The sequence below is a fragment of the Pseudoalteromonas xiamenensis genome (genome assembly GCF_030994125.1).
Classification (GTDB): domain Bacteria; phylum Pseudomonadota; class Gammaproteobacteria; order Enterobacterales; family Alteromonadaceae; genus Pseudoalteromonas; species Pseudoalteromonas xiamenensis_B.
Genome location: NZ_CP099917.1, coordinates 2,960,001 through 2,986,146, shown reverse-complemented (window position 1 = coordinate 2,986,146; position 26,146 = coordinate 2,960,001). Strand labels below are relative to the sequence as shown.

26 protein-coding genes and 2 rRNA genes (1 of these 28 running past the window's edge) are annotated in these 26,146 nt (G+C 43.0%); 5 read left to right on the top strand and 23 right to left on the bottom strand.

What is annotated here, in order from left to right:
• Positions 1-244: 244 nt before the first annotated feature.
• The 19 genes from NI389_RS13830 to NI389_RS13740 all read right to left on the bottom strand — a co-directional run bounded on the left by NI389_RS13830 (position 245) and on the right by NI389_RS13740 (position 17,383).
• The gene (locus tag NI389_RS13830; RefSeq protein ID WP_308360440.1) at positions 245-808 is read right to left on the bottom strand and encodes a hypothetical protein; all 564 of its coding nucleotides are present in this window, start codon (positions 806-808) and stop codon (positions 245-247) included.
• Positions 809-810: 2 nt separating this feature from the next.
• Entirely contained in the window at positions 811-2,154 is a 1,344-nt protein-coding gene (locus tag NI389_RS13825; protein WP_308360439.1) for a hypothetical protein, read from the bottom strand.
• Entirely contained in the window at positions 2,154-7,967 is a 5,814-nt protein-coding gene (locus NI389_RS13820; RefSeq protein ID WP_308360438.1) for a phage tail-collar fiber domain-containing protein, read from the bottom strand. Before NI389_RS13820 ends, NI389_RS13825 begins: the two co-directional genes overlap by 1 nt.
• 18 nt (positions 7,968-7,985) lie before the next feature.
• Positions 7,986-8,540: a phage tail protein I gene (locus NI389_RS13815; protein ID WP_308360437.1), complete on the bottom strand. Its 555-nt coding sequence runs from the start codon at positions 8,538-8,540 to the stop codon at positions 7,986-7,988.
• Positions 8,537-9,439 carry a baseplate assembly protein gene (locus NI389_RS13810; RefSeq protein WP_308360436.1) on the bottom strand — a complete coding sequence of 301 codons (903 nt, stop codon included), beginning with the start codon at positions 9,437-9,439 and terminating at the stop codon, positions 8,537-8,539. The genes NI389_RS13815 and NI389_RS13810 overlap by 4 nt, the downstream gene beginning before the upstream one ends.
• A 91-nt stretch (positions 9,440-9,530) precedes the next feature.
• On the bottom strand, positions 9,531-9,995 hold the full coding sequence (locus tag NI389_RS13805; protein ID WP_308360435.1) for a hypothetical protein: 465 nt from the start codon (positions 9,993-9,995) through the stop codon (positions 9,531-9,533).
• Between the two features lie 14 nt (positions 9,996-10,009).
• Positions 10,010-10,774, bottom strand: a complete 765-nt coding sequence (locus NI389_RS13800) for a hypothetical protein (protein WP_308360434.1) — start codon at positions 10,772-10,774, stop codon at positions 10,010-10,012.
• A gap of 65 nt (positions 10,775-10,839) precedes the next feature.
• A complete protein-coding gene (locus NI389_RS13795) occupies positions 10,840-11,061 on the bottom strand; it encodes a hypothetical protein (protein WP_308360433.1) in 222 nt (73 codons plus the stop codon).
• A gap of 11 nt (positions 11,062-11,072) precedes the next feature.
• Positions 11,073-11,921 carry a hypothetical protein gene (locus tag NI389_RS13790; protein ID WP_308360432.1) on the bottom strand — a complete coding sequence of 283 codons (849 nt, stop codon included), beginning with the start codon at positions 11,919-11,921 and terminating at the stop codon, positions 11,073-11,075.
• Positions 11,922-12,061: 140 nt separating this feature from the next.
• Complete coding sequence (locus NI389_RS13785) at positions 12,062-12,376, bottom strand: hypothetical protein (protein ID WP_308360431.1); 315 nt, start codon at positions 12,374-12,376, stop codon at positions 12,062-12,064.
• Between the two features lie 15 nt (positions 12,377-12,391).
• Positions 12,392-13,183, bottom strand: coding sequence for a phage tail protein (locus tag NI389_RS13780; RefSeq protein ID WP_308360430.1), 792 nt, complete (start codon positions 13,181-13,183; stop codon positions 12,392-12,394).
• Between the two features lie 9 nt (positions 13,184-13,192).
• A complete protein-coding gene (locus NI389_RS13775; RefSeq protein WP_244369635.1) occupies positions 13,193-13,738 on the bottom strand; it encodes a phage tail-collar fiber domain-containing protein in 546 nt (181 codons plus the stop codon).
• Positions 13,739-13,996: 258 nt separating this feature from the next.
• Positions 13,997-14,893 carry a phage tail protein I gene (locus tag NI389_RS13770; RefSeq protein WP_308360429.1) on the bottom strand — a complete coding sequence of 299 codons (897 nt, stop codon included), beginning with the start codon at positions 14,891-14,893 and terminating at the stop codon, positions 13,997-13,999.
• Positions 14,894-14,898: 5 nt separating this feature from the next.
• Positions 14,899-15,729 carry a baseplate assembly protein gene (locus NI389_RS13765; protein ID WP_308360428.1) on the bottom strand — a complete coding sequence of 277 codons (831 nt, stop codon included), beginning with the start codon at positions 15,727-15,729 and terminating at the stop codon, positions 14,899-14,901.
• Positions 15,730-15,760: 31 nt separating this feature from the next.
• Entirely contained in the window at positions 15,761-16,009 is a 249-nt protein-coding gene (locus NI389_RS13760) for a hypothetical protein (RefSeq protein ID WP_308360427.1), read from the bottom strand.
• Positions 16,006-16,413, bottom strand: a complete 408-nt coding sequence (locus tag NI389_RS13755; protein WP_308360426.1) for a 3TM-type holin — start codon at positions 16,411-16,413, stop codon at positions 16,006-16,008. The genes NI389_RS13760 and NI389_RS13755 overlap by 4 nt, the downstream gene beginning before the upstream one ends.
• Positions 16,401-16,811 carry a glycoside hydrolase family protein gene (locus tag NI389_RS13750; RefSeq protein ID WP_308362563.1) on the bottom strand — a complete coding sequence of 137 codons (411 nt, stop codon included), beginning with the start codon at positions 16,809-16,811 and terminating at the stop codon, positions 16,401-16,403. The genes NI389_RS13755 and NI389_RS13750 overlap by 13 nt, the downstream gene beginning before the upstream one ends.
• Before the next feature lie 19 nt (positions 16,812-16,830).
• Positions 16,831-17,187, bottom strand: coding sequence for a hypothetical protein (locus NI389_RS13745; protein WP_308360425.1), 357 nt, complete (start codon positions 17,185-17,187; stop codon positions 16,831-16,833).
• Complete coding sequence (locus tag NI389_RS13740; RefSeq protein ID WP_308360424.1) at positions 17,162-17,383, bottom strand: helix-turn-helix domain-containing protein; 222 nt, start codon at positions 17,381-17,383, stop codon at positions 17,162-17,164. The genes NI389_RS13745 and NI389_RS13740 overlap by 26 nt, the downstream gene beginning before the upstream one ends.
• Before the next feature lie 1,000 nt (positions 17,384-18,383).
• On the opposite strand from NI389_RS13740, the gene ettA reads away from it, so the two are divergent.
• From ettA to NI389_RS13715, 5 genes are all read left to right on the top strand, one after another.
• Positions 18,384-20,057: an energy-dependent translational throttle protein EttA gene (ettA, locus tag NI389_RS13735; protein WP_308360423.1), complete on the top strand. Its 1,674-nt coding sequence runs from the start codon at positions 18,384-18,386 to the stop codon at positions 20,055-20,057.
• Between the two features lie 106 nt (positions 20,058-20,163).
• Positions 20,164-20,529 (top strand): PilZ domain-containing protein, encoded by a 366-nt coding sequence (locus NI389_RS13730; protein WP_308360422.1) that lies wholly within the window; start codon positions 20,164-20,166, stop codon positions 20,527-20,529.
• Between the two features lie 199 nt (positions 20,530-20,728).
• On the top strand, positions 20,729-21,136 hold the full coding sequence (locus NI389_RS13725; RefSeq protein ID WP_308360421.1) for a DUF350 domain-containing protein: 408 nt from the start codon (positions 20,729-20,731) through the stop codon (positions 21,134-21,136).
• A gap of 43 nt (positions 21,137-21,179) precedes the next feature.
• On the top strand, positions 21,180-21,731 hold the full coding sequence (locus tag NI389_RS13720) for a DUF1190 domain-containing protein (protein WP_308360420.1): 552 nt from the start codon (positions 21,180-21,182) through the stop codon (positions 21,729-21,731).
• Positions 21,731-22,885, top strand: coding sequence for a glutathionylspermidine synthase family protein (locus NI389_RS13715; protein WP_308360419.1), 1,155 nt, complete (start codon positions 21,731-21,733; stop codon positions 22,883-22,885). Before NI389_RS13720 ends, NI389_RS13715 begins: the two co-directional genes overlap by 1 nt.
• Positions 22,886-23,228: 343 nt before the next feature.
• Here the strand turns inward: NI389_RS13715 and NI389_RS13710 are convergent, their stop codons facing one another.
• The 4 genes from NI389_RS13710 to NI389_RS13695 all read right to left on the bottom strand — a co-directional run.
• Positions 23,229-23,465, bottom strand: coding sequence for a transposase (locus NI389_RS13710; protein ID WP_308360418.1), 237 nt, complete (start codon positions 23,463-23,465; stop codon positions 23,229-23,231).
• Positions 23,443-24,180, bottom strand: coding sequence for an IS630 family transposase (locus tag NI389_RS13705; RefSeq protein WP_308362561.1), 738 nt, complete (start codon positions 24,178-24,180; stop codon positions 23,443-23,445). Before NI389_RS13705 ends, NI389_RS13710 begins: the two co-directional genes overlap by 23 nt.
• A 422-nt stretch (positions 24,181-24,602) precedes the next feature.
• Positions 24,603-24,717, bottom strand: a 5S ribosomal RNA gene (gene rrf, locus NI389_RS13700).
• A 131-nt stretch (positions 24,718-24,848) separates the two neighbouring features.
• A 23S ribosomal RNA gene (locus NI389_RS13695) occupies positions 24,849-26,146 on the bottom strand (it continues 1,588 nt past the right edge of the window).

Here is a 26,146-nt window from a genome sequence, read left to right as displayed (position 1 = left end):
TATCGCTCATGAGCGAAACGGTTAAAGTTGAACAATCTCATTCACTCTGCCGTCATCTTACCGTTGCTTAACGGATAAAAACGGTAAATTTTGACCGCTTACATCACTTTTTTACATGAGACACTTGGTCCCGAAGCGGGAGCCACATTGACTGCATAGGCATTCCTGTGTTTCTTTGGACACATTACGATGCTTCACGCTCAAGCCCATACAATACTCAGTCAGCACAAGCAGCATACCTTTATCATGAAACGTTCAAATCCTCATACGCATCAAACTCGACAGTATCAAACATCAAACGGAATGGTGCTTTAATTCGCTCCAAGCCTTCATTTAATCGACTTGCGCGTAACAAGTAATTACCTGAAACCTTAAACACACCATCAATGGTGACTTTACCGTCTTTAATTTCAGCGAGAACACGTACATCATCCACAGCCTTAGAGCCATCTACGACACGTTCAATCATCACCATTAATTGACTGTCTGGTATGCCTACCGCAGTGGTTTTAATAGAGAAAGGCTGATTGATAGGTAGCCATACAATACCGCCAAGCCCAACACGAATAGTGTCATCTATGGTTAGCGATTGAACTTCAGGCTTTGTGAGTTTGACTGTAACAATTTTCTGTGTTGTATTTTCTCTTTTAATCCAACGCCCATTACCTGCATATACAGCAACTTCATTCTCACCTAATTCTGGCGGTGGAACATCCGTGCTTTGAATGAGTTTTTCAGACTCAGCAATAAATTTCGAGCCAACAAATTGCCTGTTTTCATCGTATAAAAATACTTGCTTCTGGTTCATAGTTACCTCGCTACAATGCCATATTTAAGAGCTGCGTTATCATTTATCATTCGCTTCAGCACCATTTCGGTGTCTGGATCTACGAGTAGCTGAGCTGTGCCATTGCTAATATGTAAGATTTCGCCATCAAAAAAAACGTTTGAAAAATCAGGTATTGCTGTCGCTGTATAGTCGTTACTGAACGATGCTAGATACTGAATATTTTTTGCAACAGCATCAACTCTAATTAATGCACCAGAAGTAGGATCTGCTCTGTAAAAGTAGAAATAGCTCCCATTGTCAATTAACGAGGTAGGTAGCGCGGCATTTCTAGGCATATCAATAAATTCGCTACTACTTTTATCAGCCACAACTCCGTCTATAAGATTAACGACAAAAAGTGCCGATGGTGAATCGCTTGGCGCTGAACTCCTGCGGTAGCTAACGAGGCAGACGTCATCGTTTATTGCCGCTGCAAACGCTCCTCCTGTGTCACTGCTCCAATAGGGAAACTCGATACCGTCCGCACCAGCATATGAATTAGATTCAAGCTTAAAATAATGCAACACAACATTTCGATAAGAATCGCTAGGGTTCACTGTTACAGTATATAGATGCGTTGAATTTGCGCACAAAACAAGTTTAGGAAACGTTACTCCAGATACCGTTGCAATACCGATATGATTCACATGCTTTGTCCATGCGACTCCGTCTTCTGATTGAAGCAACACGTTAATAGTGTGTCCAATTGGATCATCCTTTAAAAAACACAGATAAAAGCGATTCTTTGCATAGATTACCTGCATTTGCTCCATGTATCTTTTTGTTGTATCTGGCATGTTTGACATTTTACTAGCAGGTGAAGCTGTAAATTGCTGTAGCGATACAAACTGCCAAGTAGCACCATGATCTTTCGATACAACCACGCCATAGCCTCCACTTTCTGTTGTGGCTATTTTTACAAAGGTGCGGACTCCATCGCTTGCCGCGCTTCGTCGAGCAACTTCAGTTGTAACCTGTACATACCCGCTAATTTCTGGGGAAAATTTAAATAAATCATAATTCATCCCATCGCTACTTTTAAAATAAGCAGATGAATTAGAAAAACGAATATAGCCTTCTTCGCCTTTAGTTGTGATAGTGCCTGTAGGTTTTACCGTGCTGCTTTGGTTGTTGTCATTGAATAATTTAAGGCCAAAGCCTGCTGTAGTCGGGATCAGCTTTGACAGCTCTGGATAATCAGCACGTTTTACTACTCCGCCATCGAGCGGTAGAACATTGTAAGGAAATCTGTGCTCGGTTTTATATCGAACAACTTCACCAATGCACTTTCCTGAAGACATTAAACTACTCAATGCAGTTCCCATTATTGAAGCTCCCATTCTTTCTTATCGTTCAAAATAAAGGTAAGTATTGTGCCAACATCAAAAGTGATGGCCGTATCAAACTGCACGACTCTATCTTTGAAAAAGGCAATTTTGTCTGTTGCTGGATTATTCACCTCAATTTGAGGTGTGACCGAAAAGCGTTTAGTCACTTTTACTACACTATCAACAGCAAGGTTTGTCGTTGCAGGTAGCTTAATTGTGTTATTAGTGGTTAAGTGGTTTTCACCTAGTGATAAGCTACCGCTGGCTGGTTTGTTAACTGATGATTGCAAAAGCTGGTGAATATTGCGAGCATCCGCAACCTCGTTACCATTGATACTGATGCCTGTGGAATCGTACTTTGATGTAATGGCGTACCCGCATTTGCGCGAGTTATGGATATGCTCATTGCTAAAGCCCGATATATCGGCTGGATTGAACTCTATCACTTCATTTGCAAAAGCTTGTATTGTGCAAATTAAAGGCGCTGATTTAGAACCAATAATCTTCGCTTGAATACAGTATTTCTCATTATTATTACTGAGTATTTTTAGACTTATTGCGCTGTAACCGCCATTTTGTGAATAAACATAAGTTTGTCCAGAGTGGTGAACTAGCACGTCCGCTTTAAATGAAACTACCGTACTATCTGCTGTGCCAAATAACGCTATAGTAATGATAGAGCTAAATCTTTCACCCGTCACCTTTGCAATAGTCGTGTATTCGCTATTACTTACTGTGACCAGTTTTTTATGCGCGGTAAATGCGCCTACATCATTCGCTGTCGGTTTATAACCTTCATGATAAACACGTTTGTCGTAACCAGTGCCCGCATAAATCTCGCCTTGTACGCTGACCTTTTTGTCAAAATGAAATGCTGATCGGTCAGTCTTAAAATGAGAAAAAAAGGTGTTTTGAGGGCCAATTTCAAGCCAACCACTTGGCGTTGTAATACGGGTAGAGTCATTGACTCCTTTGCTTACAACTGTTTTATCGTCTTCAAACTGAATAGATGACCGAAAACGAACCCAGCTCGTCGTCCAGTTAAGCTGCATAGCCCAATGCTCTGGCACGTTTTCAATCAGTGAACCCATCCCGATATAAGTTTGACCATCAGCTCTATAAGCTATATGGAAAGAGGCTGCATCATGACGACCTGACTCTCCAATCGAAATACCAGCAGCTTGAGATTGCAAATCACCAGCAGGATTACTTTCTAAAGTCAGCCAAGGATTATTCTTTTTAACGGTTATATCGCTTTCATACATAAATCCTGTATCAAAAGCGTACCGCATTGGTTTTATGTTTCGATATGGATCATAAATACCAAAGAAGCCATTTTCTTTATTTGGCGTCCAAATGTAGCTATCGTCGCCAGCCAGCTTTAAATCGCCATAAACAGAAACATCAGAACCAAAAGCCCAATCACCAAGCCCATTAACCAGCGGCCAATCTTTACCGAAATTAATAGTAAGGTTGTTACCTTCATTTTCTGAAAAACCAACAAGTGCGCGCTTGCTGTTAATAACAACCTCACGGCCATATAAATTAATTTGCGAATTGGATAGCTCAGTTAGCTTCGTGCTCGCAGGTTGCGCACCAACGTCACTTGCTGTTGGCTTATTGCCTTCGTGATAAACGCGATTTTTATAGGACTCCCCTGCATAGATTTCCCCTTTCACATGGATTGTTTTATCAAAATAAAAACTTGGCAAGCTTGTTTTAAAATGCCAATGAGCTGTATTTAGTGCGCCCGAATCCAGTGTACCAAATGGTACAGAGGTACGCAGAGCGCCAAATACATTCTTTTCAATTGATAAAGCACCATCAACCAGCTTAGTCGGCAAATTAGCGGTCGAATACAAGTTTTGATAAAACTCAAATGGCTTTGCGTTACCGCTATTCTGACATGCTATCTGGCAATGAAAGGAATACGGATAGGTCGATGCGTGTGGATTTTTAAAGTGTGGTTTGTTGTTGAAAATTTCAATTGTTGGATGATTTACGCTACCTGTTGCGCCATAGATATTGACTGCACTCCATGTACTGCCATATTTAACGAATCGACCAACAAACGAAGTATATGTTTCTGTTTCATCTGTCAAGCCATGCACCAAAATATCGCAAGCCGTTGCTGGTAAATCAGGGAACGGTACTCGGCCATTACCATCAATGCGCAAATCAAAACTGCGATTGATGAAGTTAACACTTTGCATAGAAAGTTGAGTACCAACACCGTGCTCAAGCAAGTTACCGGACGTTTGAAGTTTTACTTTATCAATTTCGTCTCTAACTGCTTTTACACTTGGTACTAAAGACGTGCTAGAGCCTTCAATTAAATCTTCTTGCTTTCCTACATCGTTACCATCAAGTTGCTTAGCCCAGTAATTTTCAAACGTATGAGTGGGATTACCTACTTCTGTGCCGTCTGTTACTTCAGTAACGCTAAAATATTCAACGTTACCGTCCCAACCATTCGATGTATATACGTTTGCGTCAAGCGGTGTACTTGGTAAGATTACAGTCTCATCATAAATTCCGTCAGAATTTCTTTCGGTTAAATCTAAAACACCGGAAAAAGATACTCTAAAAGAACCAGTCGACGTACCATTTGTTTTATACACCACTCTGTACGTCTTACCCGATACTATTGTTGCGTTTTTGAATTTAACCGACTTAGTGCCAGCACCACTACCAAATATAGCTTGACCACCAGAAATAGTGACACCACCGCTTAGCGTAAATCCTGTAGCGCTACTAAAGCTTGCGCTAGGGCTTAATTCGTTAAGTTTGATGACTCTAAAGTTCTTGATTGAACCTACGAAGTCGCTTGAGTATAAGTTTGTGTTGGTCGGTGTACCGTTAATTACTGCAATTTCGTCTTTAACACCGCTCCCTGACTGTGTAGATAAATCTTGAGAACCTGCAAATGACGCTTTGATACTGCCGCTGACGTACTCAGTTATCTCATATATAACCCTAACGGTGCTATCAATAGTCGGCTTAGCGCTATCATCTTTAATTGACTTTGTTCCGCTACCGCCAAATATCGCTTTATTATCGCTGATTGATACACCACTAAGCACCCAATTATCCTTGCTAGTAAATTCCTCATCCTTAATAAGATTTCCTGCTTTGTAATCTATAGCATCATTACGCAAAGGGTAGTAATGGATTCTATTGCCACCTCGGATTACTTCTAGGTCATAGATGCGGCCTTTGTATGCTAAAGTAATGTTATTTTTAACTGCAATATGACTTAATGTTTTTGGGCTGGATAGTATGAGTTCAATATTGTGCATCAATCCATCTTGCGGATAATTAGTAACATTGCTAGTGCAGAGCACGCCATCGGCATACAAGTTTACATCGCTTGAATAAAAATACTTGCCAGTGCTTGTTATATATACAACAAGCGGGTCTGTAACCCCATCGATTAACGCTTGCCACGCCGTAGGTATTGAAGTAGGCGCTTTAAATTTAAACTTAACTACGTCACCAGCGACTAAATTTATAGTAGGTATAGTTATATACTGACTAGTACCGTCGAAATTAGTGTAAGTGCGCCCTGCCGTAGTTGGTGGTGCTAATGTAACGTCAGGCATTGGGTTGCGTACTAGGTACTTGCCATTGCGATAGTTTGTCTCAAACTGATAACCTACACTACCTGTCAGGTCTTCCCACTGAGCACCAAAACCAAATGATTTTAAATAGCCCATTATTTGCTTAGCATCTGGTATTTTACTATCTGTGCCTGCTAGAAACTCAGAATCACTAGATAAACTATTAGCATTTACTGCATTCAGTGTTTCAGTAGTAATTGCATTAATGGCTTCTTTAACCGCTTTTACGCTTGGTACTAAGCTAGTAGATGTACCAGTATCAATATCTGACTTAGTAGCAATATCTTTACTGTCTAGTTGCTTAGCCCAGTAATTTTCAAACGTATGAGTGGGATTACCTACTTCTTCACCGTCTGTTACTTCAGTAACGCTGAAATACTCGACGTTACCGTCCCAACCGTCAAATGTTTTGACCTCCGCAGCAGTATAGGAGTTATTATGCGTGAATATAACTTCAAAAACTCCGTTGGCGCTTTGTAAGGTGTGTCCGTAACTACCGCTAACAAGCCTATGATTTCCAGTCGTACCTCCGTTTACTTTGTATACAGCTCTGTACTTTTTACCACTCACAAGCCCTGCACCAAACTGAACAAGTTTAGTACCAGCGCCCGCCCCGAATACAGCTTGTCCACCAGAAATAGTTACACCACCGCTTAGAGTAAAGCCTGTAGCACTATTGAAGCTTGCGGACGGCGATAACTCATTAAGTTTGATTACTCGGAAGTTTTTGATTGTCGCAGTGGTGTTTTCTGTTTTACTTTGTACGATGGCTTTATTAAATGTTGTTAAATTACTAACAATTAGTATTTCGTCAGACTTTCCAGACCCGAATCGTTCAATCCCGTCAGTCACACCGTTATAAAACTCCACAGATACAGAGCCAGCAGTAATCTCATAATCGTAGATGATTCGATAAGTACCATCGTTCACCATGTCAGAAGATAATAGTATGTTTTCTTGCTGTCCTGTGGCTGGGTGGTTATTAAGATACATTGTACCGTTGCCATCAACGCTTGCATTTGATGTAAGCTCGAAATTATCCTTGCTAGTAAATTCCTCATCCTTAACTAAGTTACCCGCTAGATAATCAATCGCGTCTGTACGCAAAGGATAATAGTGGATACGCTCACCGCCTCGGATTACTTCTAAGTCGCAGATGCTGCCTTTAAAGCTCAAAACGCCAGAAGACTGTGCGCCGATGTCTTCCAAGGTTTTATTCAAATTTGCTGTATAGCTTACTGTGTGCCAGAGGCCGTCAGTAGGGTACTTTGTAGACGTCGAAACCGATGTGCCGTCAACCAAAACAGCCGCACCACTGAAGGCGTAATTACCATCCTGTTTTACACCAAAAAGCACGCGAGTTGCAGTGCTGCTAATACCACCGTCAAGTAATAGTTGTTCGCTTGTAACTCCACCAGCAGGAGCTTTAAACTTAAAATTAACAACATCACCAATCATTACATCGATGGTAGGAATACGAATATAATCATCTACACCATTAAACTCAGTATAAGTGCGCCCTGCTGTAGTAGGTGGTGCAATTGCAACATCATCCACCGGTCTTTTAACAACGTACTTTTCACCGCTGTATTCTGTTTCAAACGCATGATTAACTGCACCTGTTAATTCTTGCCATTTTGTTGCGACACCTTTGGATTTAAGTGTTGTGTCTAATACCGCAAGTGACGTTGCATCTGCATCTAACTTATCACGCAAAATAGAAAGGTCGTTGGCTAAGGTACGCTCTACCCATTCACGAGAAGCGTACACTTTGGAGGCATCAATTTTTTCTGTAACAACCTGCGCGTTTTCAACGTCAATAATGGCACGGATCCCAAGCTCTGCCGCAGCATTATCACTGGCATCCGGTTTATACGTTTCTGGGTATTTAATAATCGCGAATGTTTCACCATCACTGGTGTAGAAAGCCCCTTCACGAACATAAAAGCCGCCAACATCTGCCGGCACAACCGCAAACATCTCCACCAGCGCACCATCGTCTTCAAGCATTCGAAGGGAATTGATTTCACTTTGATATTTTAAATTGACTAAATTAGTGTGCGTAGAAAGAACATCACCATCACCAACCGCAAAGTGGCTTATTTCGATTTTGCCATTTGAAGCGATTGCAGCTAACACTTTCTGACGTCCCTGTGCAGTGAGCGAAGTCCAATATTGAGGAATAGACATAGAATACTTCTCGTATAATTAATGAGATAAAGGAAAAATAGTAATGATGTTAGAGCTGCAACTGATGGCAGATAAGGGGATCAACGTGCGACACTGCAAATTGACCGTTAGGTTGTAATGCACTGATTTGCGCTTTGCTCTATCCACAATCGTGCGAACATCTTTTATAAGCGGTAAATCAATCCCTCTATCTGTGACATATACATCGACGTTAAACGTGCCTGGTGTTAACTTGGGTTGGGTTTCAAACCATTCCGTGATTTTGGCATCCATGTTGAATGGCGCAAGGGCATTTACGACCGCATAACGAGTACCTAAATATTTGTGCTGTTCGTAACTGGCGTCAATAAGCTGCCGCTGAGTTTGCTCTGGCCATTTTTCATCCCACTCCTTAATACCTTGACTCCAAGCAAGCCACGGTAAAAACTCGCGAGGGCATAACGCGGGACGCCACAAAAAGGCTAAAGTGTTTAAGGCTTGAATTGTGCTGTCTACTTCATCCTGGAATCCGCTTTGTACGACTCGATTTAATTGCAACCCAATCCCCGGCGAATCAAGTATTTTCACCTTCATAGCAGTACCTCAAACGTAATACCTGACAGATCATTTTCACATAATGCGACTTCGTCCTTTTGCACGTTAATATTTTCAATGGGACTGCTTAATTCGATTTCCTCCACCCCTGCTTGATGTAAAACGGCAAACAAAGCGGAACGTTTGATGGCTTTTCCAAGTCCATGTCGTTCTGCTAGAAAGGCTTCAAGTGAAGAAAGGACTTGGCGCTTAACCGCCTCACTACCAGGACCAAGTTCCAGTTTCACTTTGGCGTTTATCGAAAAAGATCTGGTTTTTGCAGGAAGGATTTCGACCCAATCCCCTATCGGACGGACTTTTTGTGTTTGTAATTTATCCGACACCTGTGTTTGGTCCCCTTCGATAAGCCCAAAAGTGACCGCTAATTTATTGAGAAGGGATGAACTCGGAGTACCTGATTTGGATTCATTGCTTAAAATGGTCAATTGCACATGGCACGGCGACGGGCTTGCAACATACACGTCTTTAATGCGAGGGTCTGTGGACAGTGTGTGGTAAGTGTAACTTTCTTCCGTACCTGCCGTGTTTAAACTGTGGTAGGCCTTTTGTGTTCGCATTCTTAAACGTTCATCGCTCTCGTCACGTAATCTTTGTACCCCGTAACGTGCTGCAATATGCTCTAAGTCTGCGTGCTGAGCAGTCGCAAGCAAGTTCGCTTTTGCTACGTGATTGATCCTGCTTCGCAGCAACAACTGTTGATAAGCAAAGGTATTGAGAAGCTGAGTAAGAGGCTCTGATTCCAACGACAACACAGCCGCAAGCGGTTCATTCAATGCACTTAGTTGAGATTTTAATTGTATTACCAATGACTCAAAGTCCAATTCTTCAATAAGATCAGGTGCGGGTAATTTGGCTAAATCGAGTATTTGAGTAGACATGGTGGTTCCAACAAAACAGGAGAAAACAGCGGGCTAAAACAAGATGACAGTAACAAGTAGAAGTAAAAAAGGCGGCCTCGCGGCCGCTTTTTTAGGATGTGCTTTTAAGCACCAAATTCACGCCATTTGCACGACGGACAATTTCAGCATTGACCGATTCTAACCCTTTTACTTGGTAAGGAAACTGAAGGTCTCCGGCTAAAACTTGCGTTTCAATATGACCAATGGCAGCTTGTAAGCTGGTGGCAGATGCGCGCATTTCAGCCAAACTTTGCGCATTGGCCAGTTTATTGATAAAGCCACTGAGTTCATTAAGTAACAGATGAACGGTGTCTGAGGTGGTGCCTAGCAGCGAATCGCTATCGGCGACTTGAGTCGCGACTTGGTTACGAATATCTTGACGGTAAGCTACTTTTTGTTCAGCCTCTGATAGCTGAATATCAAAACGTGCGTTTTCGCCATATTGTTCAAACACTAACTGAGCAGCAACCGCAAATGGCGTGTTGGCATCGAAAAAGTGCTCGACGATGTGATTGTTTACGATTAATTTTGCCATTGTGACTCTCCTTGTTAGTTAAATGCGGCTTGATCCGCGTCGCCTAGGTAAGCAAATTGTCCCCATGCTTTGTCGAGTGGCACATCGCCCGTAACTACAGCAGGTAACGCGACTTGGATAATACCCGTTTCCGTTTCTGGTCGACCTTCACCCGCGACATAGGGGTGGCAATGGCTATAGGTGTTGCGGCTATCCGCACCTATGTACATACCACACAGTTTGGCTTCTTCATTCGCTTTGAGGCCTTGGCACCAATAGCTGTTAGGTACCACTCCCTTTATATGTTTGACGATGGCACCAACGGTAACCTCGGTAGGACGACGGAAATACTGATACATCAGATATGCATAAAGATTCTTTTGTTCTCCACCACGATTCGGCTGATATTCCAATTCCCAAATATTAAAACTACCTGCGAAGTATTGTGTATCGCTATTGATAGCACGCAAAAATTCGCGCGCAAGCGGAGAGCGTGCGTTGGCTTCAACCCCTGTACTAACCGTTTCCACCAATTTTGCTGATTTAACATACCCACTGCTCCAATGCAGCGGAAAGCTATTGTCCGCATTAGGGATCAAAGCTTGGTTTTTGGTTAAGCGAAAATGCGATTGCTTAGCCCGCTGAGAGTTTATAAAACCGTTAACTTGGTTGATGTAGCCATCCACTTGTGTTTTGGCTTCTTTTACACGCGCATCAATACTTTGGATTTTATTATCGACTATGGTCGTTAAGTTATTTGATGCATCAATTAAATTGGCAATATCTTGTTCTAGTGCCATGATTTTTCTCCATATATAAAAAAGGCCTGAAAAGTCAGGCCATCAATTCAAGGTTGTTATTGTTGTTACAAAGGTTTAGGGTAACGTTCGTTAATTTCTTTATCTTTAGACGCTACGTTCAAACGAGCAGCCTCTACTTCTTCAGCTGAATATTCACCAGCAATTTTTCGTTGGAGTTCCAGTACAAGTGGATCTAACTCTTTTCTTCGTGCCAAGGATATATTGCTATCCCATTTCGCTTTTTCGATTGAATTAATTCCAGATTGTGTGATCACTAAAATTGACATTATTGTTCCTCCTAAACTCTATCATTCGCAGGATCACCGCCTGCCGCGGTGTTTCCATCATGAAACGCATCAAATAAGCTGACATCAAACCAAGCTGCACCTTTTCTATACATTTCATTCTTTTGACTGTATAAATTGCCAAGCACACGACCTTCAGGCCAAACACCGGTCACAATTGTCGGTAATGCTAAATAGAGTTCTCCACCAACTTCATGCATATATACATCGATGTGCACGTAAGTTCCTGGATTTGCAGACGGATGCCATGCATAAACCACTTGTTTCCATTGCATGTTAGTATCCATTCGCCAATTGAATCCCTTGCCTTTTGCCCAGCACAAGAAAGAAGCGCCTTGTCCTGTTTTGACATGTTGTTGCGGTATAAAGAAAACCCATTTGGTTGGTAAAGGCATATTTGCTTTGTGTTTTAAATGTAAGATATTAAATGAACCACTAAAGTGCTGTGTGCCTCGACCTATGTTCATTGCAGTTAATAACTCTTGTGCAACATCGTGACGCTTATCTGGTTCAGCTCCCGAAGTTACAGGAATGATTTCAATGTCAAAATAGTCATTTAGTGGATTATCCGCATGCAAACCCATGCCAACGGGGAGTTTTATGTCTCCACGGTCGTAAAGATCCATAAAGTCGTGATTGTAATTTTGGACTTCAAAACCTTGTTCATTTCGAGCGTTTAGTAAGTAGGAATCCACCACCTTTTCTTTTGCTGCTAAACGACGGTCAATTTCCGCTTTTTTGGCGTCGAGCTCAGCTTGAATGCTTTGAATTTTATGATCAACGGTATCGGTCAGCCGATCCGCTGACTTAATTAAATCGGCAATATCTTGTTCTAATGCCATGTTTTTCTCCATATATAAAAACTCAGATACTGCGCAGAGTTTGTGTGTTGTAGGCAATAAAAAACCCACCGATTGGTGGGTTATTGATTGCAATGTCAGCGAGCCTGTTGCGCTCGCAGTTCGTTACTACTTAGGTAAAATTACTCAGGTTTTGGGTAACGCGTTTTAATGGTTTGACGCGCTTGTAACCAAGCTTGTTTAGCCGTTGTGGCTTGTTCACTGCTCTCACCAAACTCGGCAACCGCAGCTAAGTAGTCAAATGCCAAACCGTCAGAGCTGGTGTGGTAGGCGTAACTGCGCGCATGTTGGCACTGGGCAGTAAGCTGGGTCATTTTTGCCTCCGCCAAAAGGGCTGCTATATCTAGCTTAGCAACACCTAAATCGAGCAGCGTTTTTTCGTCCGCAGGGACATTGACCAATTCTGTTTGGCCAATGGTTAGTTTTTCAATAATCATATTTATCCTTAAAGATTAGGCGGTTGCTGGTGGTGTATAAGGGTGATTAACATATGGGATGGTGTTTGCAATTGGCGCTTTGCGTTCACTAAATGGGATAGGTTCAACAAACCAACGGACTGTTGAAGTGGCATTTGGAACGTTATACTCGTAAATCACTTTACGTTCCATTGAGCTTCCATCGTTATAGTAAACGTCCCCTTTCCAGTTTTTCGTGATGCGATACTTTAAGCCACCACCTCGTAAATAAAGACCACTAGAGATATAAGACCAAGGACCAACCGAGCCATCTGCTCCACCACCATATAGATCTCTATTCGGATCAACTTTTTCAGCTTTACATTGCATCATAAAACTTACATGGCTTGCAGTGTTCGCATAACGCTCGCTGAAACGCTTGATGTTCATAAAGTTTGCGTCTCCTGACCATTGACAGGCATTCCCTTCTAATTCGAGTAATAGAGCGGCTTGATGCACTGACCCTGTATTTAACGGCCGCTCCCCTGCTCCACCATTCCAGTGATATTCACGAGCGAAGGTAAGCTTACCAACACCATGCCCATTTGATGGAAATGTCCACCACACCGGATACAAATAGTCTTTTGAACCACCGATAAAAATATCCTGTACATAGCGAGTTTCTGGCATTGCCTCTTGCAGAAACTTGGTTACTTCCTGTTCTTTTTTCGCCACGCGTGCGTCAAGCGCGGCCATTTGTTTATCTAAAGCTTGTGCCTTGTTATCAACGACCGCAGTCAACTGATTGGTTGAGGCTATCAGTGCCCCAATATCTTGTTCTAATGCCATGCGTTACTCCTACAAAATCCCTTTATCCATTAATTCAAATTTCTGTTTTAAATGACGATACATATTGCTAATTTGCGCCGCACCGACTTTGGCCAGTTCTGGGGCGATGAGAATATTCAAGTCAACGCCGCTGTCGACAATGGTGATTGCATCAGCAGGTACACCCGTCAACACCAAGTCAAACGCGAGTAATAGGTCCACTTCCGCTGACTTGTAGGCAATAGGCTTATCTGGGTGTGAATACACAGCAAAAAGCACATCGACCTTTTTACCGTTCTCTTCCTTTTCGATAAAAAAGCCAACTTCGTTTACCCAGAAATTGTGATTGGTGTCATCAATCACACTCATATGAATTTGCGCATTGCCTTTGTCTTGGCCGCTCGCGACCAACACTTTATGCACTTCTTTTTCTAAACGTGTACGACTTTGATCTGGCGTGTAGTTGCCAGTTCCAAGTCCTACTTTGCTTATTTTGGCTTGGAAACCATTTTTCTGTGCATTAAACACAGCTTCCAATCCCGCCATGGTAATGGTCGGCCTTAAGATGGTGCTCACCGCACAATTCTCCTTAAGTTATAGTTAGACCAAAAACAAATCCCTGCGTTCTAAACGCATATTGAACGCGCGAATCTTTCAATATCGCCGCGCTAATTACGTCCTATTTAGAAGGAATGTGTTTTTGGTTTTTAATGGTTCTCTTCAGCAACAAGGTATTAGCGAAACGCGTGAGATAAGGCTGCGCATTGGCGCGGGCGTTGTAATAACCCGTTGGCAGTGAAAAGACTGTTGTCTCAGCGCAGGATTGCGCAAAGATCAGGTATGAAGATAAAAACGACCGACAGAGAAACGTCGGTTCGACAGGTGCAACGCGATAGCGGGATTGGCATCCCAGTAATAGCATCCCTTTGGTAATTTTTGGTCATTACTAAAATAGTATCGACCAACCTGTTGACGTCGATTGTGAAAGACAACAGCCATCCCTAGGTCGGAGCGACTGTAGCTATTTACCGCTTGGGTTTGTCCGTACTGCCGTTTGACAGCCATACGCTGGCTATCCACAACGCTTACCCCTACCGTCATTTCACTCGAGGCTGCGTTGACAGGTTGCGTTTGGTAAGTTAAACGCCCCACTTGCATCCCACTAGAAGTAGACGCTATTTGCACACCTAAATCCAGTTTAGCCCCGACTAAGAATTTGAAATGTGCACGTTGTGGTTTGGTTTGATTGGTAACACGAAAAATAGCGTCATATACCGCCTGACTTAGCACCACCGCTTCACTTGTGAACGGAACTTCGTTTGCCCAAGCGATAAAGGTAAATGTGTTCGGTTCACCTGAATGGTGCGGTGCGAGTGCGAGTTCATCGACGTCTTGAAACCACTCAAAAAATTCAACTTTGACGCCAAGAGATGACAATGCGCGTTTTACTGCCCCCACAGTCCCTTTGTGTTTGTGAATGTCCACCGAACGCGCAATGAGTGCACGTTTCGTCGTTACTGGCCATTTCTCATCCCAATCATCGACAGACAATGACCATGCAAGCCAAGGCAGAAGTGTTTCAGGGCAAGTCTCAGGGTCCCATTGTTTACCAATGTGTTCGGGTATCGTTGGCGTAAGAGATAAGCGTTCAGGTAAAGTATCAATTGCCTCAACAATTTGATGCTCCAACTCCGTGTAATTACTTGGTAAGAGTTTGCTATGGTCCGCCATTAACACTACTCCTCTGGATAACTCAATATCGGTTGTCCACACAAATAAGCTTGAGCACTCTGTGCTTGGAAGTCCCTCGTCGGTGAAATCAGTGCCACCTTCCTGACCCCAGGTTGATGCAAGGCATCGATGATCCCGGAATACGGCAGTTCTTTACCTAAACGAAAGTGTTCGCGAATAAACGTGTCCAAAGCGTGATGTATGGCAAGCTTTACAGGCTCGGTACTAACCCCAACATTGAAAAATATTCGTGCTTCAATGCTGTAACGAGTTGGTTCAACAAGGTGAACAATGACTTTATCAGTCAACGGACGTATGTCTTCATCATTGAGATGCGCTTCAACCATCGCTTTTACAGCTGGGCCATCTGAGTCTTGTTCAGCAAGCACATGGACATCAACAATACCGGGATTGGAAGAGTCCACAAAAACGTCTTTCACCTGTTTCGATGCACTCAGTGTTTGATACTGATAAGCGCCCATTGTCCCTGCCATACTGTAGCTTTCTAACGACAACGGAATACGCTCACGATATCTCTCATCATCTTCGTCGCTTTTACGTGCCACGCCAAACAACGCACCTAAGTGGTCAAGATCTTTACCTTGCGCAAATGCCAACATAACAGACCGTGCCGCGTCATTAACCCGTTGACGTAGTAAGAGTTCACGATAAGCCGTTAACTCAAGTAATTTATTAACCGGGTCGGATGGCAGGGTGGTGAAGTCTGGTATTTCAGTTTGTAACGTTTGCTGCATCTGTTCATAAATTTGCTGATAGTTCAACGGCTCAATAATGTCAGGCGCTGCCAACCCTGCCAATTCAATAGCATTGTTCAAAATTATCTCCTTATAAGAAGGTAAAGCGAAGTCAAGAAAGGGGGCGATTTACGCTCAACAAGGCATCAAGTTTTTTCTCTATCGAATCAAGTCGTTTTTCAATCCGTTTTTGATCTTCATTACGGATTTGCTTAATATGATTCAACTCTTGAGTATTCGTGATAATGCGCTTATCAAGGTCGTTGATGTATAAAATCCCTGAAACGAGCAACGCAAGTGTGGTTAATACATGGGCTAAATTGAGTTCCTTTTTCATTTGCCACTGTTCTGGCTGACTCACTTAGAAACTCCTTTGATTTTTTCCACGGTACGCAAGCCCGCAAGTCCTAACATACCCAATGTTAATTCCATCATGACATCCAAGGGCAGTACTGGCGTACCATGTTCCGGCCACAACCACTGCAAAATCGGATTAATCACAAAGGCAAACAGGAAACCGAAACCACAAACCCACATTAAAAATGGTCTTGCGCCTGCGACAAACACACTTCGATGAGCCGCTTGCACCTTATTTATCTCAGCTTGGATTTGCGCCTGCTTAGCGATCATTCGCGCTTTCAGAGTTTCTTGCTGCAGCATTTCTTCATCGCTTGTAAAAAGCTCATCCAAAATTTTGCCAACAGCTTCAATGGGCGCAACGGTTTGCACAGAGAAAAAATCGCCGAGCAAACTCATGATTGCCATTCCCCTGAGAGCATTTGCTTCGCCAACTCCTGAGCACGTGCTGGCACTTGGTATGCCCATCGGCTGTTGAGCATTTCCAGTGCTGCTTGTTGAAAATCCCCAGATTCGACCGCATTAAGCATTTTCTTGAATCCCAGTAAGCCATTGATCCCTAGATTAAATGCCATATTCACCAAGACAGCTTGTTGGGGTTCATTACAATGTTGTAAGTTAATGCGCCTGCGCACACCGGCTCGTGCATTTTCAATGTCGTTCGCTAGTAGCTGCTCAGCTTCAAATTCATTGACGCCAGCATCATCTAGGTTTCGACCAAATCCAATCGTCAACCTCCCTTCGGTACAGTAGTAAGGATATTGCCGGTATCCTTCATGTTTTTTCAATTGCTCAACAATGTTCATCAATGACAAGTTACTTCTCCTAGCTTAGTTGTGTCATAAGGGTCCTCTCTGCCCTATGCAGCCAGTAATCAGCACTTTTTTTACTTTCAAAACCATACTGGTTAATGGCGAGAGCATAAGGTAATGCCGCAACATACTTCGCGCGCAACGCTTGTATACACTTAGGTTCTAAGCGTTGAATTTGTGCGGTGAAAGTCGCGATAAACTCAGGTTCATAAATCGAATCACTCGCGCTGTGTCTTGATTGTTTGGGCGTTTGAACAAAGGACATATTTTGCTTGTTAAACCCTTTGCCACACTCCCTGAGCTTCCAAAACGTTCCCCAGCGCTTTAATGAGTGACGAATTTCTTTAATTGTTGTCAAAGTTGTTTGCATGAATTTTCCCTATTAATTCTAAAATATTGAGTGCATAGACGTCCTCGACAAGCCCTATGACATCATTCCACTTTGGACTGTATTCTCGGTTTTCCCAGCGCCTGAGCGTTCGTTCTTCAATGCCATAGTGAGCGGCTGATTCTGCTTGCGTTAAACCACGCAATTGTCTTGCATAACGCAATATTTCGGATCCCATAGGGGTTTTTTTTGGCTCGAAAATTTGCCGTGAAATGAGATGAGACTGCTCCATCATTATTCCTTTGATCAGTACAATATCTTCATAACAACAAGTTGCAGACCATCGAATGAAATCGTTCGTATTTTGGGATTAAAGTAGACTTGAAGAGGAAAAAACTATATTTCCAACTGATTTCGCTTCAATTTTGTACAAGCTGCTGTATTTGTGAATCTAAAATAGTCAGGTTACGTAATGTTCTATCAGCTCAAAAAGAAACACAAAGAATACATCCATGCAACTTTTGTGAATAATTGTACTGATAGCTGTTCGTTATCATAGCGATATAGTAGTCATTTTCTAATTTAGAAACAGGTCAATAATGACCTATTTTCAGAGACTTTAAGTGAAAGTATATAATCTGACCACTTGAGATTAAAATTCACACAACCAGATTACAAATGTTAATTTAACATGGCGTTTTTTCATACTTGTAAACTACGTTATTTCTTGCGTGAATCACTCTGTACAACGCTATTTAACCATTACGTTAACAACGCTTCACGACGTTATTGCACTTTATTCCCGAGCTCAGCATGATGTAATGTCGAAACACTACCAAGTAGGTTGTAGTCTTTGCGTTGACCGAAGTACTTTGCCAAGCGTTAATAATGGCTCTCACAAAGTAAGTGGTTAGTTACGGTAAATAGATTGTGTGTAGGCTGTACTCATTCGTTGAGTTAACCGGAGGTTTACGAGTGGGATGTTGACCGCCTTTAGTAGGTGAAATCGATTCACCTGCAGTGATAATAACGGTTGGCCTATCGGCATTCGCCAGTGTTTCACCTCTTTTTATGTCTAATTGAATTTGATCTGCGCTTAATAGTAATTTCGCTAACTCCTCAATATTAGTAGGTCATATTATTTTTTAACTCTTTTAAATTGAGTGTGACATTGAATGCCACCTTGTATGTCACTACAATATTAGCGATTTTATTGACTATTTTTATAAGGTTTGGACATGCCATTACCGGATAAGTTTATTTACACGATGCATCGTGTAAGTAAAGTAGTACCCCCTAAGCGTACTATTTTAAAAGATATCTCTCTTTCATTTTTTCCAGGCGCGAAAATCGGTGTGCTTGGTCTAAACGGTGCAGGTAAATCAACCTTGCTGCGTATTATGGCTGGAGTGGACCAAGAGTTTGAAGGTGAAGCTCGCGCGTTTCCAGACACCAAAATTGGTTATTTACCACAAGAGCCAAAACTAGACGAAAACAAAACCGTTCGTGAGACGGTTGAAGAAGCGGTAAGCGAAGTCAAAAACGCGCTTCGTCGTCTAGACGAAGTATACGCGGAGTACGCAATGGAAGATGCGGACTTTGATGCGCTTGCAAAAGAGCAAGGTCAACTTGAAGCGATTATTCAAGCACATGACGGTCACAACATCGACAACGTGTTAGAACGTGCTGCCGATGCACTTCGTCTGCCTGAGTGGGATACGCCAATTAAGGTGCTTTCTGGTGGTGAGCGTCGCCGTGTTGCTATCTGTCGTCTGCTACTTGAAAAACCAGACATGCTACTTCTTGACGAACCGACTAACCACTTAGACGCAGAGTCAGTTGCGTGGTTAGAGAGATTCTTACACGACTATGAAGGCACCGTTGTGGCGATTACGCACGATCGGTACTTCTTAGATAACGTTGCAGGTTGGATCCTAGAACTTGACCGTGGCCACGGTATTCCATGGGAAGGTAACTACTCTTCATGGCTTGAGCAAAAAGACGCTCGTTTGAAGCAAGAAGAAAAAACAGAAAAAGCACGTCAAAAGTCGATTGCTCAGGAACTTGAGTGGGTTCGCTCGAATCCAAAAGGTCGTCAGGCTAAGTCGAAAGCACGTATGGCTCAGTTCTCTGAGTTACAAGCGACTGATTACCAAAAGCGTAATGAAACCAACGAGCTATTTATTCCGCCAGGTCCGCGCCTAGGTGACAAGGTCATTGAGGTTTCAAACCTGAAGAAAAGCTTTGGTGACCGCGTGTTAATCGACAATCTTAACTTTAACGTTCCAAAAGGTGCGATCGTGGGTATTATCGGTGCCAACGGCGCGGGTAAATCAACGTTATTCCGTATGTTAAGCGGTCAAGAGACTCCTGACAGTGGTACGATTGATATCGGTGATACAGTGCAACTTGCAACCGTCGAACAGTTCCGCGATAGCATGAACGACAATGTGACTGTATTCCAAGAGATCTCTGATGGTCTAGACATTCTAAAAATTGGTAACTTTGAAATTCCAAGCCGTGCTTACATTGGCCGCTTCAATTTCAAAGGAACGGATCAACAGAAGTTCGTTAAAGAGCTATCAGGTGGTGAACGCAATCGTTTACATCTCGCCAAACTTCTTAAAGCGGGTGGGAACGTACTGTTACTGGATGAACCAACCAACGACCTTGACGTAGAAACGTTGCGTGCGCTGGAAAACGCGATTTTGGAATTCCCTGGTTGCGTAATGTGTATCTCGCATGACCGTTGGTTCCTTGACCGCATTGCTACGCACATTCTTGACTACCGTGATGAAGGTCAAATCAATTTCTTCGATGGTAACTATACTGAATACGAAGAATGGTTGAAAAAAACTTACGGTGCGAGTGCTGCAGAGCCGAAGCGCATCAAGTATAAAAAAATCGGTTAATCAATACCTTAAAAAGCCCTGTTCATCAGGGCTTTTTTCTATTCTTAGTTTGCAATTCTTACTCAAAAGCAACTATTCTTAGGAGAGATGAACTTAGGAATAGATTATGGAAGAGCGTAGACGTTTTACACGAGTCATGTTTTCAAATCCTGCCAAGCTTATGACTGCAGGAGGGGATTATCAATGTAAGCTTTTTGACTTGTCTTTAAATGGTGCACTCGTTTCCTTACCTAACGGTTACATTCCTATGAAGGATGAACCCGCTAGCTTATTGTTCAAACTTGGAGATAGTGATATCGCCATTTCAATGCAAGTTGAAGTTCGACATATTGAAGCCCTCCATTTAGGTTTGCATTGCACGCAAATTGACTTAGAAAGTGTCACACACCTAAAACGGTTAATTGAATTGAATTTGGGTGATGACGATATTTTGTATCGTGAGTTAGAACAGCTCGCTACAATCGAAGAATGATCCCCCATATTGCCTGTTATTGTAGCCTAGCGACTTTTTTCCTTGCTTTTCTCGCTTGACTACATCAGTCGCATTAAAACTCTAAAATCCGCTCTTTACGTTTTATCGCAAGGTCCGTTGGTACTTTTAATATTTTGAAAACAAGCCTCTTTGATGTATACAATAGCGATTCCAAGCGTTTTTTTTTAAAGGAATGAACATGAATGCCTTTGACTCATTACAAGGTTTACTGCCTTTTGCACTCTATTTTGGGCTCGGTTACCTACTTACTTTTTCATTTTTGTTCATCTACACCAAGATCACTCCACACTGTGAGTGGACGTTAATGAAGTCAAATAACACTGCTGCTTCGTTAGGTTTTGCAGGCGCATTAATCGGCTTCGTTTTACCAATTTCAAGTGCGGCGGTTAACGCAGTTTCTCTTGTGGACTATATTATCTGGGCTGTGGTTGCAGGCATAATTCAACTCATTACCTTCTTTTCTGTTCGTTTTTATATGCCGACACTCTCAAACAAAATTGAGCAAAATCAGATTAGCGCTGGTGTCTTTTTAGGTGCCGCATCACTCGCATCGGGCATTTTAAACGCAGCATGCATGACTTATTGAGATGAACGACATGAAAAGGAGCAAGTCAGTAAAGCTAACCCTTATGTTAGGCGCATTTTCCCAGCTTAGTGGGTGTGTTGATTCCGAGGAAAAGGCACTTATCTTCAATAACGTTGATGATTGCACATCATTTGGTGTTGAAGAAGCAGCTTGTGTTTCTCAATACCAAGAAGCATTAGCTAATCATGATATCGAAAGCCCTAAATATAATTCAGCACAGTTATGTGAAAATGATTTTGGCTTCAACCAATGTGAAAATAAGGGGTCAATTTGGCAGCCGATCATGGCTGGATTTATGCTTGCGGCGGTGGCTCAAGCCGTTGATGAGGGTCTTGATTACTATAAAAAGAAAAAACGTAGACACGCTTTTTATAACGGGGCTTATTTTGGTCAATCTCGCCCTCTATATCGCTCGAAAGATGATTATTTCAGTTTCAGAAATGCCAACAATAGTTTTGTTTCTAGTGTAAGTAATCGCGGCACTATAATGATTAAGAAATCGGTAACGAATGAACCCGTTGCTGCCAAACGCGTCACCACAAAACGAGGGGGATTTGGACGGAGCGCCTCGTCAAGAAGCAGCTGGGGTGGTTAGTGTTTCGCGTACCATGCAATGAGCGACAAGATTTAAAAGACCAAGCTGAGTTTTATGGGTTTGACTTTTACCGCATAGATAACGATGTCTACTGGGATGAAACAGCTTACTATCAACTCTCCTTGAAGCAGATAGAAACACACTTGGAAGATCCAAGTAACGAGCTAGAACAAATATGTTTAGACCTAGTAGATAGAGTTGTAAAAGACGATTACTGGCTGAGAAAGTTTTGTATTCCCGAATCCTCGTGGCAGTGGATTGCGGACAGCTGGCAAAACAATGAGTTAAGCCTGTATGGTCGCTTTGACTTTAGTTATAACGGAAACTCGCCTGCAAAGCTCCTAGAGTACAATGCTGACACACCTACTTCGCTCTATGAAGCCTCCTTTTTTCAATGGCAATGGTTAGAACAACAAGTAGATAGTGGCGTATTACCAAGATCAGCCGATCAATTTAACAGCATCCAAGAACGACTAGTTAGGCGTTTTACCGAGTTCAAGAGAAATAACACGCTTCATTTGGCTTATTGCCGTGATTCGATAGAAGACCAAGGTACAGTAATGTACCTGCAGGATTGCGCTTTTCAAGCAGGCCATTCGACGAGTCTTCTTCCTATTGAAAGTATTGGTGTGGATGATAGCGGACAGTTAACCGATTTAGACGATAATCAGATTGAACTGCTTTTTAAGCTCTATCCATGGGAACAGTTATTCGAAGACGAATTCTCTTGTCATCTAACGACAACTAAAACAACGTTTATAGAGCCACCATGGAAAGCTATACTCTCAAACAAAGCTATTCTGCCACTCCTTTGGCAGCTTCATCCAAATCACCCGAATCTTCTCCCTGCGTATTTTTCAGGTGAAGAAAAAGGTGGACTTGAAGGGGGCTTTGTCAGTAAGCCGCTTTTTGGTCGCGAAGGTAGCAATGTTACTTGGTTTCATCCGAGAAAAGGTCGAATTCATCAAAGTGGCAGCTACGGTAAAGAAGGATACATAACCCAAGCATTAGCGCCTCTTCCTCGATTTAATAACAATTCAACATTGTTGGGAGTGTGGATGGTTGCACATGAAGCATGCGGGTTAACGATCCGAGAAGACAATTCCCCCATCACAAAAGACACCGCGAGATTCGTTCCTCACATTATTGCTTAAGTAGACACTTGTTACTGGGTAGACTTACCCTGCTTATTTGTTTCTAAGACAAAATCCTTCAGTTAACTACGATTTAAGTTGAAGTAACATCTATAAGTGACCATTGAGAAACTTGATTCAGCGTATGGCATAAGTACAAAAGTTACCATCTGATTATTTACCAGGAGTCTGCATACGTCTAACCAGTCTGCTCTACCTTGCATCACGCATTCAGAGAAGAAGACGAAGCACCGCTTCTTAGCGTTACTTAGCTGAGGTCAGAGATAACCGAGATGCGATGCTACTGGGGGATACCAACGTTAATTTGGGTTTTAGATATGTTTAATACCATTCCGCATATAGATTAGATCAACTTTATCCATTCACGACTACACATTTTCTTCACTCTATCCGGTATTGAAATAAATTGATTCCAAGCTTTTGAAACTTCATCAACGATCTCGTCATAGCCCGAAAACACTCTATTGGATAAACCGTGTTGTCGTATCCAACTCCATATTTGTTCTACAGGATTGAGCTCGGGTGAATAAGGTGGAAGCTTTATGAGCGTGAGGTTGCTAAATTCTGCCGGCAGTGTCATAGGTGTGCCAGCCTGCACCATCTATTATCACGACTGCGTACCTATCAACTTCTGTCGCTTGTGATATCTGACGCATGTGCTGTGTCATTGCTTCTTTGTTTACGAATGGACTTACTAATGCTTCCGTTTGGCCTGTGGCTGGACATACTGCACCAAACAAATACCCATACTCAAACTGTTGCTGTTTTATAATCCTTGGCCGAGTGCCTGTTTCAGCCCAAATGCGCGTAGTCGGATTTTGCTGGCCAAATCGAGCTTCATCCTGAAACCATACGTCGATACGCTCAAGAGGTCGGTGTCCTGGTGTGTGAAGGACCGTTTCCAGTTGGAAGTTTTTTAAAAGTTTCTTGATTCTCTTGTGACTGTTTAGGATGCCTCGAGCGGCTTGTGATCCAACTAAACCAAGCTGCTTTAGTATTTTGTAGACATGATTTAAGTGGTAATGCACACCAAATTCAGCGTCAATGTAATGCACGATGTCTTCACCGGTAAGGCGGCCACCTTTAAGCTCGGTGTTTGAGCACTTAATAAATTCAGACAGTTGCTCAAGTTGTGACTGTTGCAATCTAGGAGGACGTCCTTGAATAGGCTTATTGTCTAAGCCTTCGAGCCCATGGTCTAAGAAGCTGGAAACCCATTTATTCACGCTACTTCGTGCTGTACTAAGGCGTTTTGCAATATCGGTTCTGCTATTGCCCTCATAAAATAATGACACTGCAAGTAATCGAATGCGTTTTCGTGCGTTTGGTTCTTTCCGTGAAAGCGCTAAAAGCTGTTCAGATAGGTTTGGGTTCAAGTTTTTGAGTCGGTGATTTTCTATGGTCTATATTAGATCAGATATTTAAGCGGAATGGTATAAGACTGACTAACCTGTCTGGTATAATCGTAATACGATTTAATGATGAAAAGTAAAAAAGCCCGACTCTTTCGAATCGGGCTTTCTTTAATTAAGAGTCGGGGGCGCCCAGCCTGGCGATGTCCGGTCTGCGGCCAGAGGCCTTCGACGTTCAAAGCCGGTGAAGCAAAACTGTTTGCTTCCCTAATCGACTTTTCACCCTACTTTCACGTAGCACATCCCTAAACACGTAATAAATAAAAAGGCCTCTTCTTTCGAAGAGGCCTTTTTATTTAATTAGAGCCTGGCGATGTCCTACTTTCACATGGCAGCTGCCACACTATCATCGGCGCTGTTGCGTTTCACTTCTGAGTTCGGCATGGGGTCAGGTGGGTCCACAACGCTATTGTCACCAAGCATAAGCTGGTCGTCTACTCGCTACCGCAAGTAAACTAAATCTGGAACGCTAATATTAATGTCTTTTACTTCGTCGTTGTCTACTTTAGTCAATACTTAACTTCTAACAACTTAAACCACTTTGGCGTTGTATGGTTAAGCCTCACGGGTAATTAGTACAGGTTAGCTTCACGCCTCACAGCGCTTCCACACCCTGCCTATCAACGTTGTAGTCTCCAACGGCCCTTTAGTGGAGTTAAACTCCAAGTGAGAACTCATCTCGAGGCTCGCTTCCCGCTTAGATGCTTTCAGCGGTTATCGATTCCGAACGTAGCTACCGGGCAATGCCATTGGCATGACAACCCGAACACCAGCGGTTCGTCCACTCCGGTCCTCTCGTACTAGGAGCAGCCCCTCTCAATTCTCAAACGCCCACGGCAGATAGGGACCGAACTGTCTCACGACGTTCTAAACCCAGCTCGCGTACCACTTTAAATGGCGAACAGCCATACCCTTGGGACCGACTTCAGCCCCAGGATGTGATGAGCCGACATCGAGGTGCCAAACACCGCCGTCGATATGAACTCTTGGGCGGTATCAGCCTGTTATCCCCGGAGTACCTTTTATCCGTTGAGCGATGGCCCTTCCATTCAGAACCACCGGATCACTATGACCTACTTTCGTACCTGCTCGACGTGTCTGTCTCGCAGTTAAGCTTGCTTCTACCATTACACTAACCGAGCGATGTCCGACCGCTCTTAGCAAACCTTCGTGCTCCTCCGTTACTCTTTGGGAGGAGACCGCCCCAGTCAAACTACCCACCAGGCACTGTCCGTAACCCCGATTAGGGGCCAACGTTAGAACATCAAACATACAAGGGTGGTATTTCAAGGACGGCTCCACAAGAACTAGCGTTCTTGCTTCAAAGCCTCCCACCTATCCTACACATGTAGGTTCAATGTTCAGTGCCAAGCTATAGTAAAGGTTCACGGGGTCTTTCCGTCTAGCCGCGGGTACACAGCATCTTCACTGCGATTTCAATTTCACTGAGTCTCGGGTGGAGACAGCGTAGCCATGATTACGCCATTCGTGCAGGTCGGAACTTACCCGACAAGGAATTTCGCTACCTTAGGACCGTTATAGTTACGGCCGCCGTTTACCGGGGCTTCGATCAAGAGCTTCGTCCAAAGACTAACCCCATCAATTAACCTTCCGGCACCGGGCAGGCGTCACACCGTATACGTCATCTTACGATTTTGCACAGTGCTGTGTTTTTAATAAACAGTTCCAGCTACCTATTCTCTGCGACTCCCGTCTGCTTACACCGCAAGGGCTTAACAGACAAGAGCGTACCTTCTCCCGAAGTTACGGTACCATTTTGCCTAGTTCCTTCACCCGAGTTCTCTCAAGCGCCTTAGTATTCTCTACCTGACCACCTGTGTCGGTTTCG

Coding starts and splice junctions, on each gene's coding strand:
- NI389_RS13780 (WP_308360430.1), bottom strand. CDS start 13,183: ATGGCATTAGAACAAGATATTGGGGCACTGATAGCCTCAACCAATCAG.
- NI389_RS13710 (WP_308360418.1), bottom strand. CDS start 23,465: ATGACACTGCCGGCAGAATTTAGCAACCTCACGCTCATAAAGCTTCCA.
- NI389_RS13790 (WP_308360432.1), bottom strand. CDS start 11,921: ATGGCATTAGAACAAGATATTGCCGATTTAATTAAGTCAGCGGATCGG.
- NI389_RS13820 (WP_308360438.1), bottom strand. CDS start 7,967: ATGTCTATTCCTCAATATTGGACTTCGCTCACTGCACAGGGACGTCAG.
- NI389_RS13785 (WP_308360431.1), bottom strand. CDS start 12,376: ATGATTATTGAAAAACTAACCATTGGCCAAACAGAATTGGTCAATGTC.
- NI389_RS13730 (WP_308360422.1), top strand. CDS start 20,164: ATGGAAGAGCGTAGACGTTTTACACGAGTCATGTTTTCAAATCCTGCC.
- NI389_RS13750 (WP_308362563.1), bottom strand. CDS start 16,811: ATGAACATTGTTGAGCAATTGAAAAAACATGAAGGATACCGGCAATAT.
- NI389_RS13815 (WP_308360437.1), bottom strand. CDS start 8,540: ATGAAGGTGAAAATACTTGATTCGCCGGGGATTGGGTTGCAATTAAAT.
- NI389_RS13720 (WP_308360420.1), top strand. CDS start 21,180: ATGTTAGGCGCATTTTCCCAGCTTAGTGGGTGTGTTGATTCCGAGGAA.
- NI389_RS13810 (WP_308360436.1), bottom strand. CDS start 9,439: ATGTCTACTCAAATACTCGATTTAGCCAAATTACCCGCACCTGATCTT.
- NI389_RS13745 (WP_308360425.1), bottom strand. CDS start 17,187: ATGCAAACAACTTTGACAACAATTAAAGAAATTCGTCACTCATTAAAG.
- ettA (WP_308360423.1), top strand. CDS start 18,384: ATGCCATTACCGGATAAGTTTATTTACACGATGCATCGTGTAAGTAAA.
- NI389_RS13825 (WP_308360439.1), bottom strand. CDS start 2,154: ATGGGAACTGCATTGAGTAGTTTAATGTCTTCAGGAAAGTGCATTGGT.
- NI389_RS13740 (WP_308360424.1), bottom strand. CDS start 17,383: ATGGGATCCGAAATATTGCGTTATGCAAGACAATTGCGTGGTTTAACG.
- NI389_RS13755 (WP_308360426.1), bottom strand. CDS start 16,413: ATGGCAATCATGAGTTTGCTCGGCGATTTTTTCTCTGTGCAAACCGTT.
- NI389_RS13805 (WP_308360435.1), bottom strand. CDS start 9,995: ATGGCAAAATTAATCGTAAACAATCACATCGTCGAGCACTTTTTCGAT.
- NI389_RS13770 (WP_308360429.1), bottom strand. CDS start 14,893: ATGGCGGACCATAGCAAACTCTTACCAAGTAATTACACGGAGTTGGAG.
- NI389_RS13830 (WP_308360440.1), bottom strand. CDS start 808: ATGAACCAGAAGCAAGTATTTTTATACGATGAAAACAGGCAATTTGTT.
- NI389_RS13795 (WP_308360433.1), bottom strand. CDS start 11,061: ATGTCAATTTTAGTGATCACACAATCTGGAATTAATTCAATCGAAAAA.
- NI389_RS13800 (WP_308360434.1), bottom strand. CDS start 10,774: ATGGCACTAGAACAAGATATTGCCAATTTAATTGATGCATCAAATAAC.
- NI389_RS13725 (WP_308360421.1), top strand. CDS start 20,729: ATGAATGCCTTTGACTCATTACAAGGTTTACTGCCTTTTGCACTCTAT.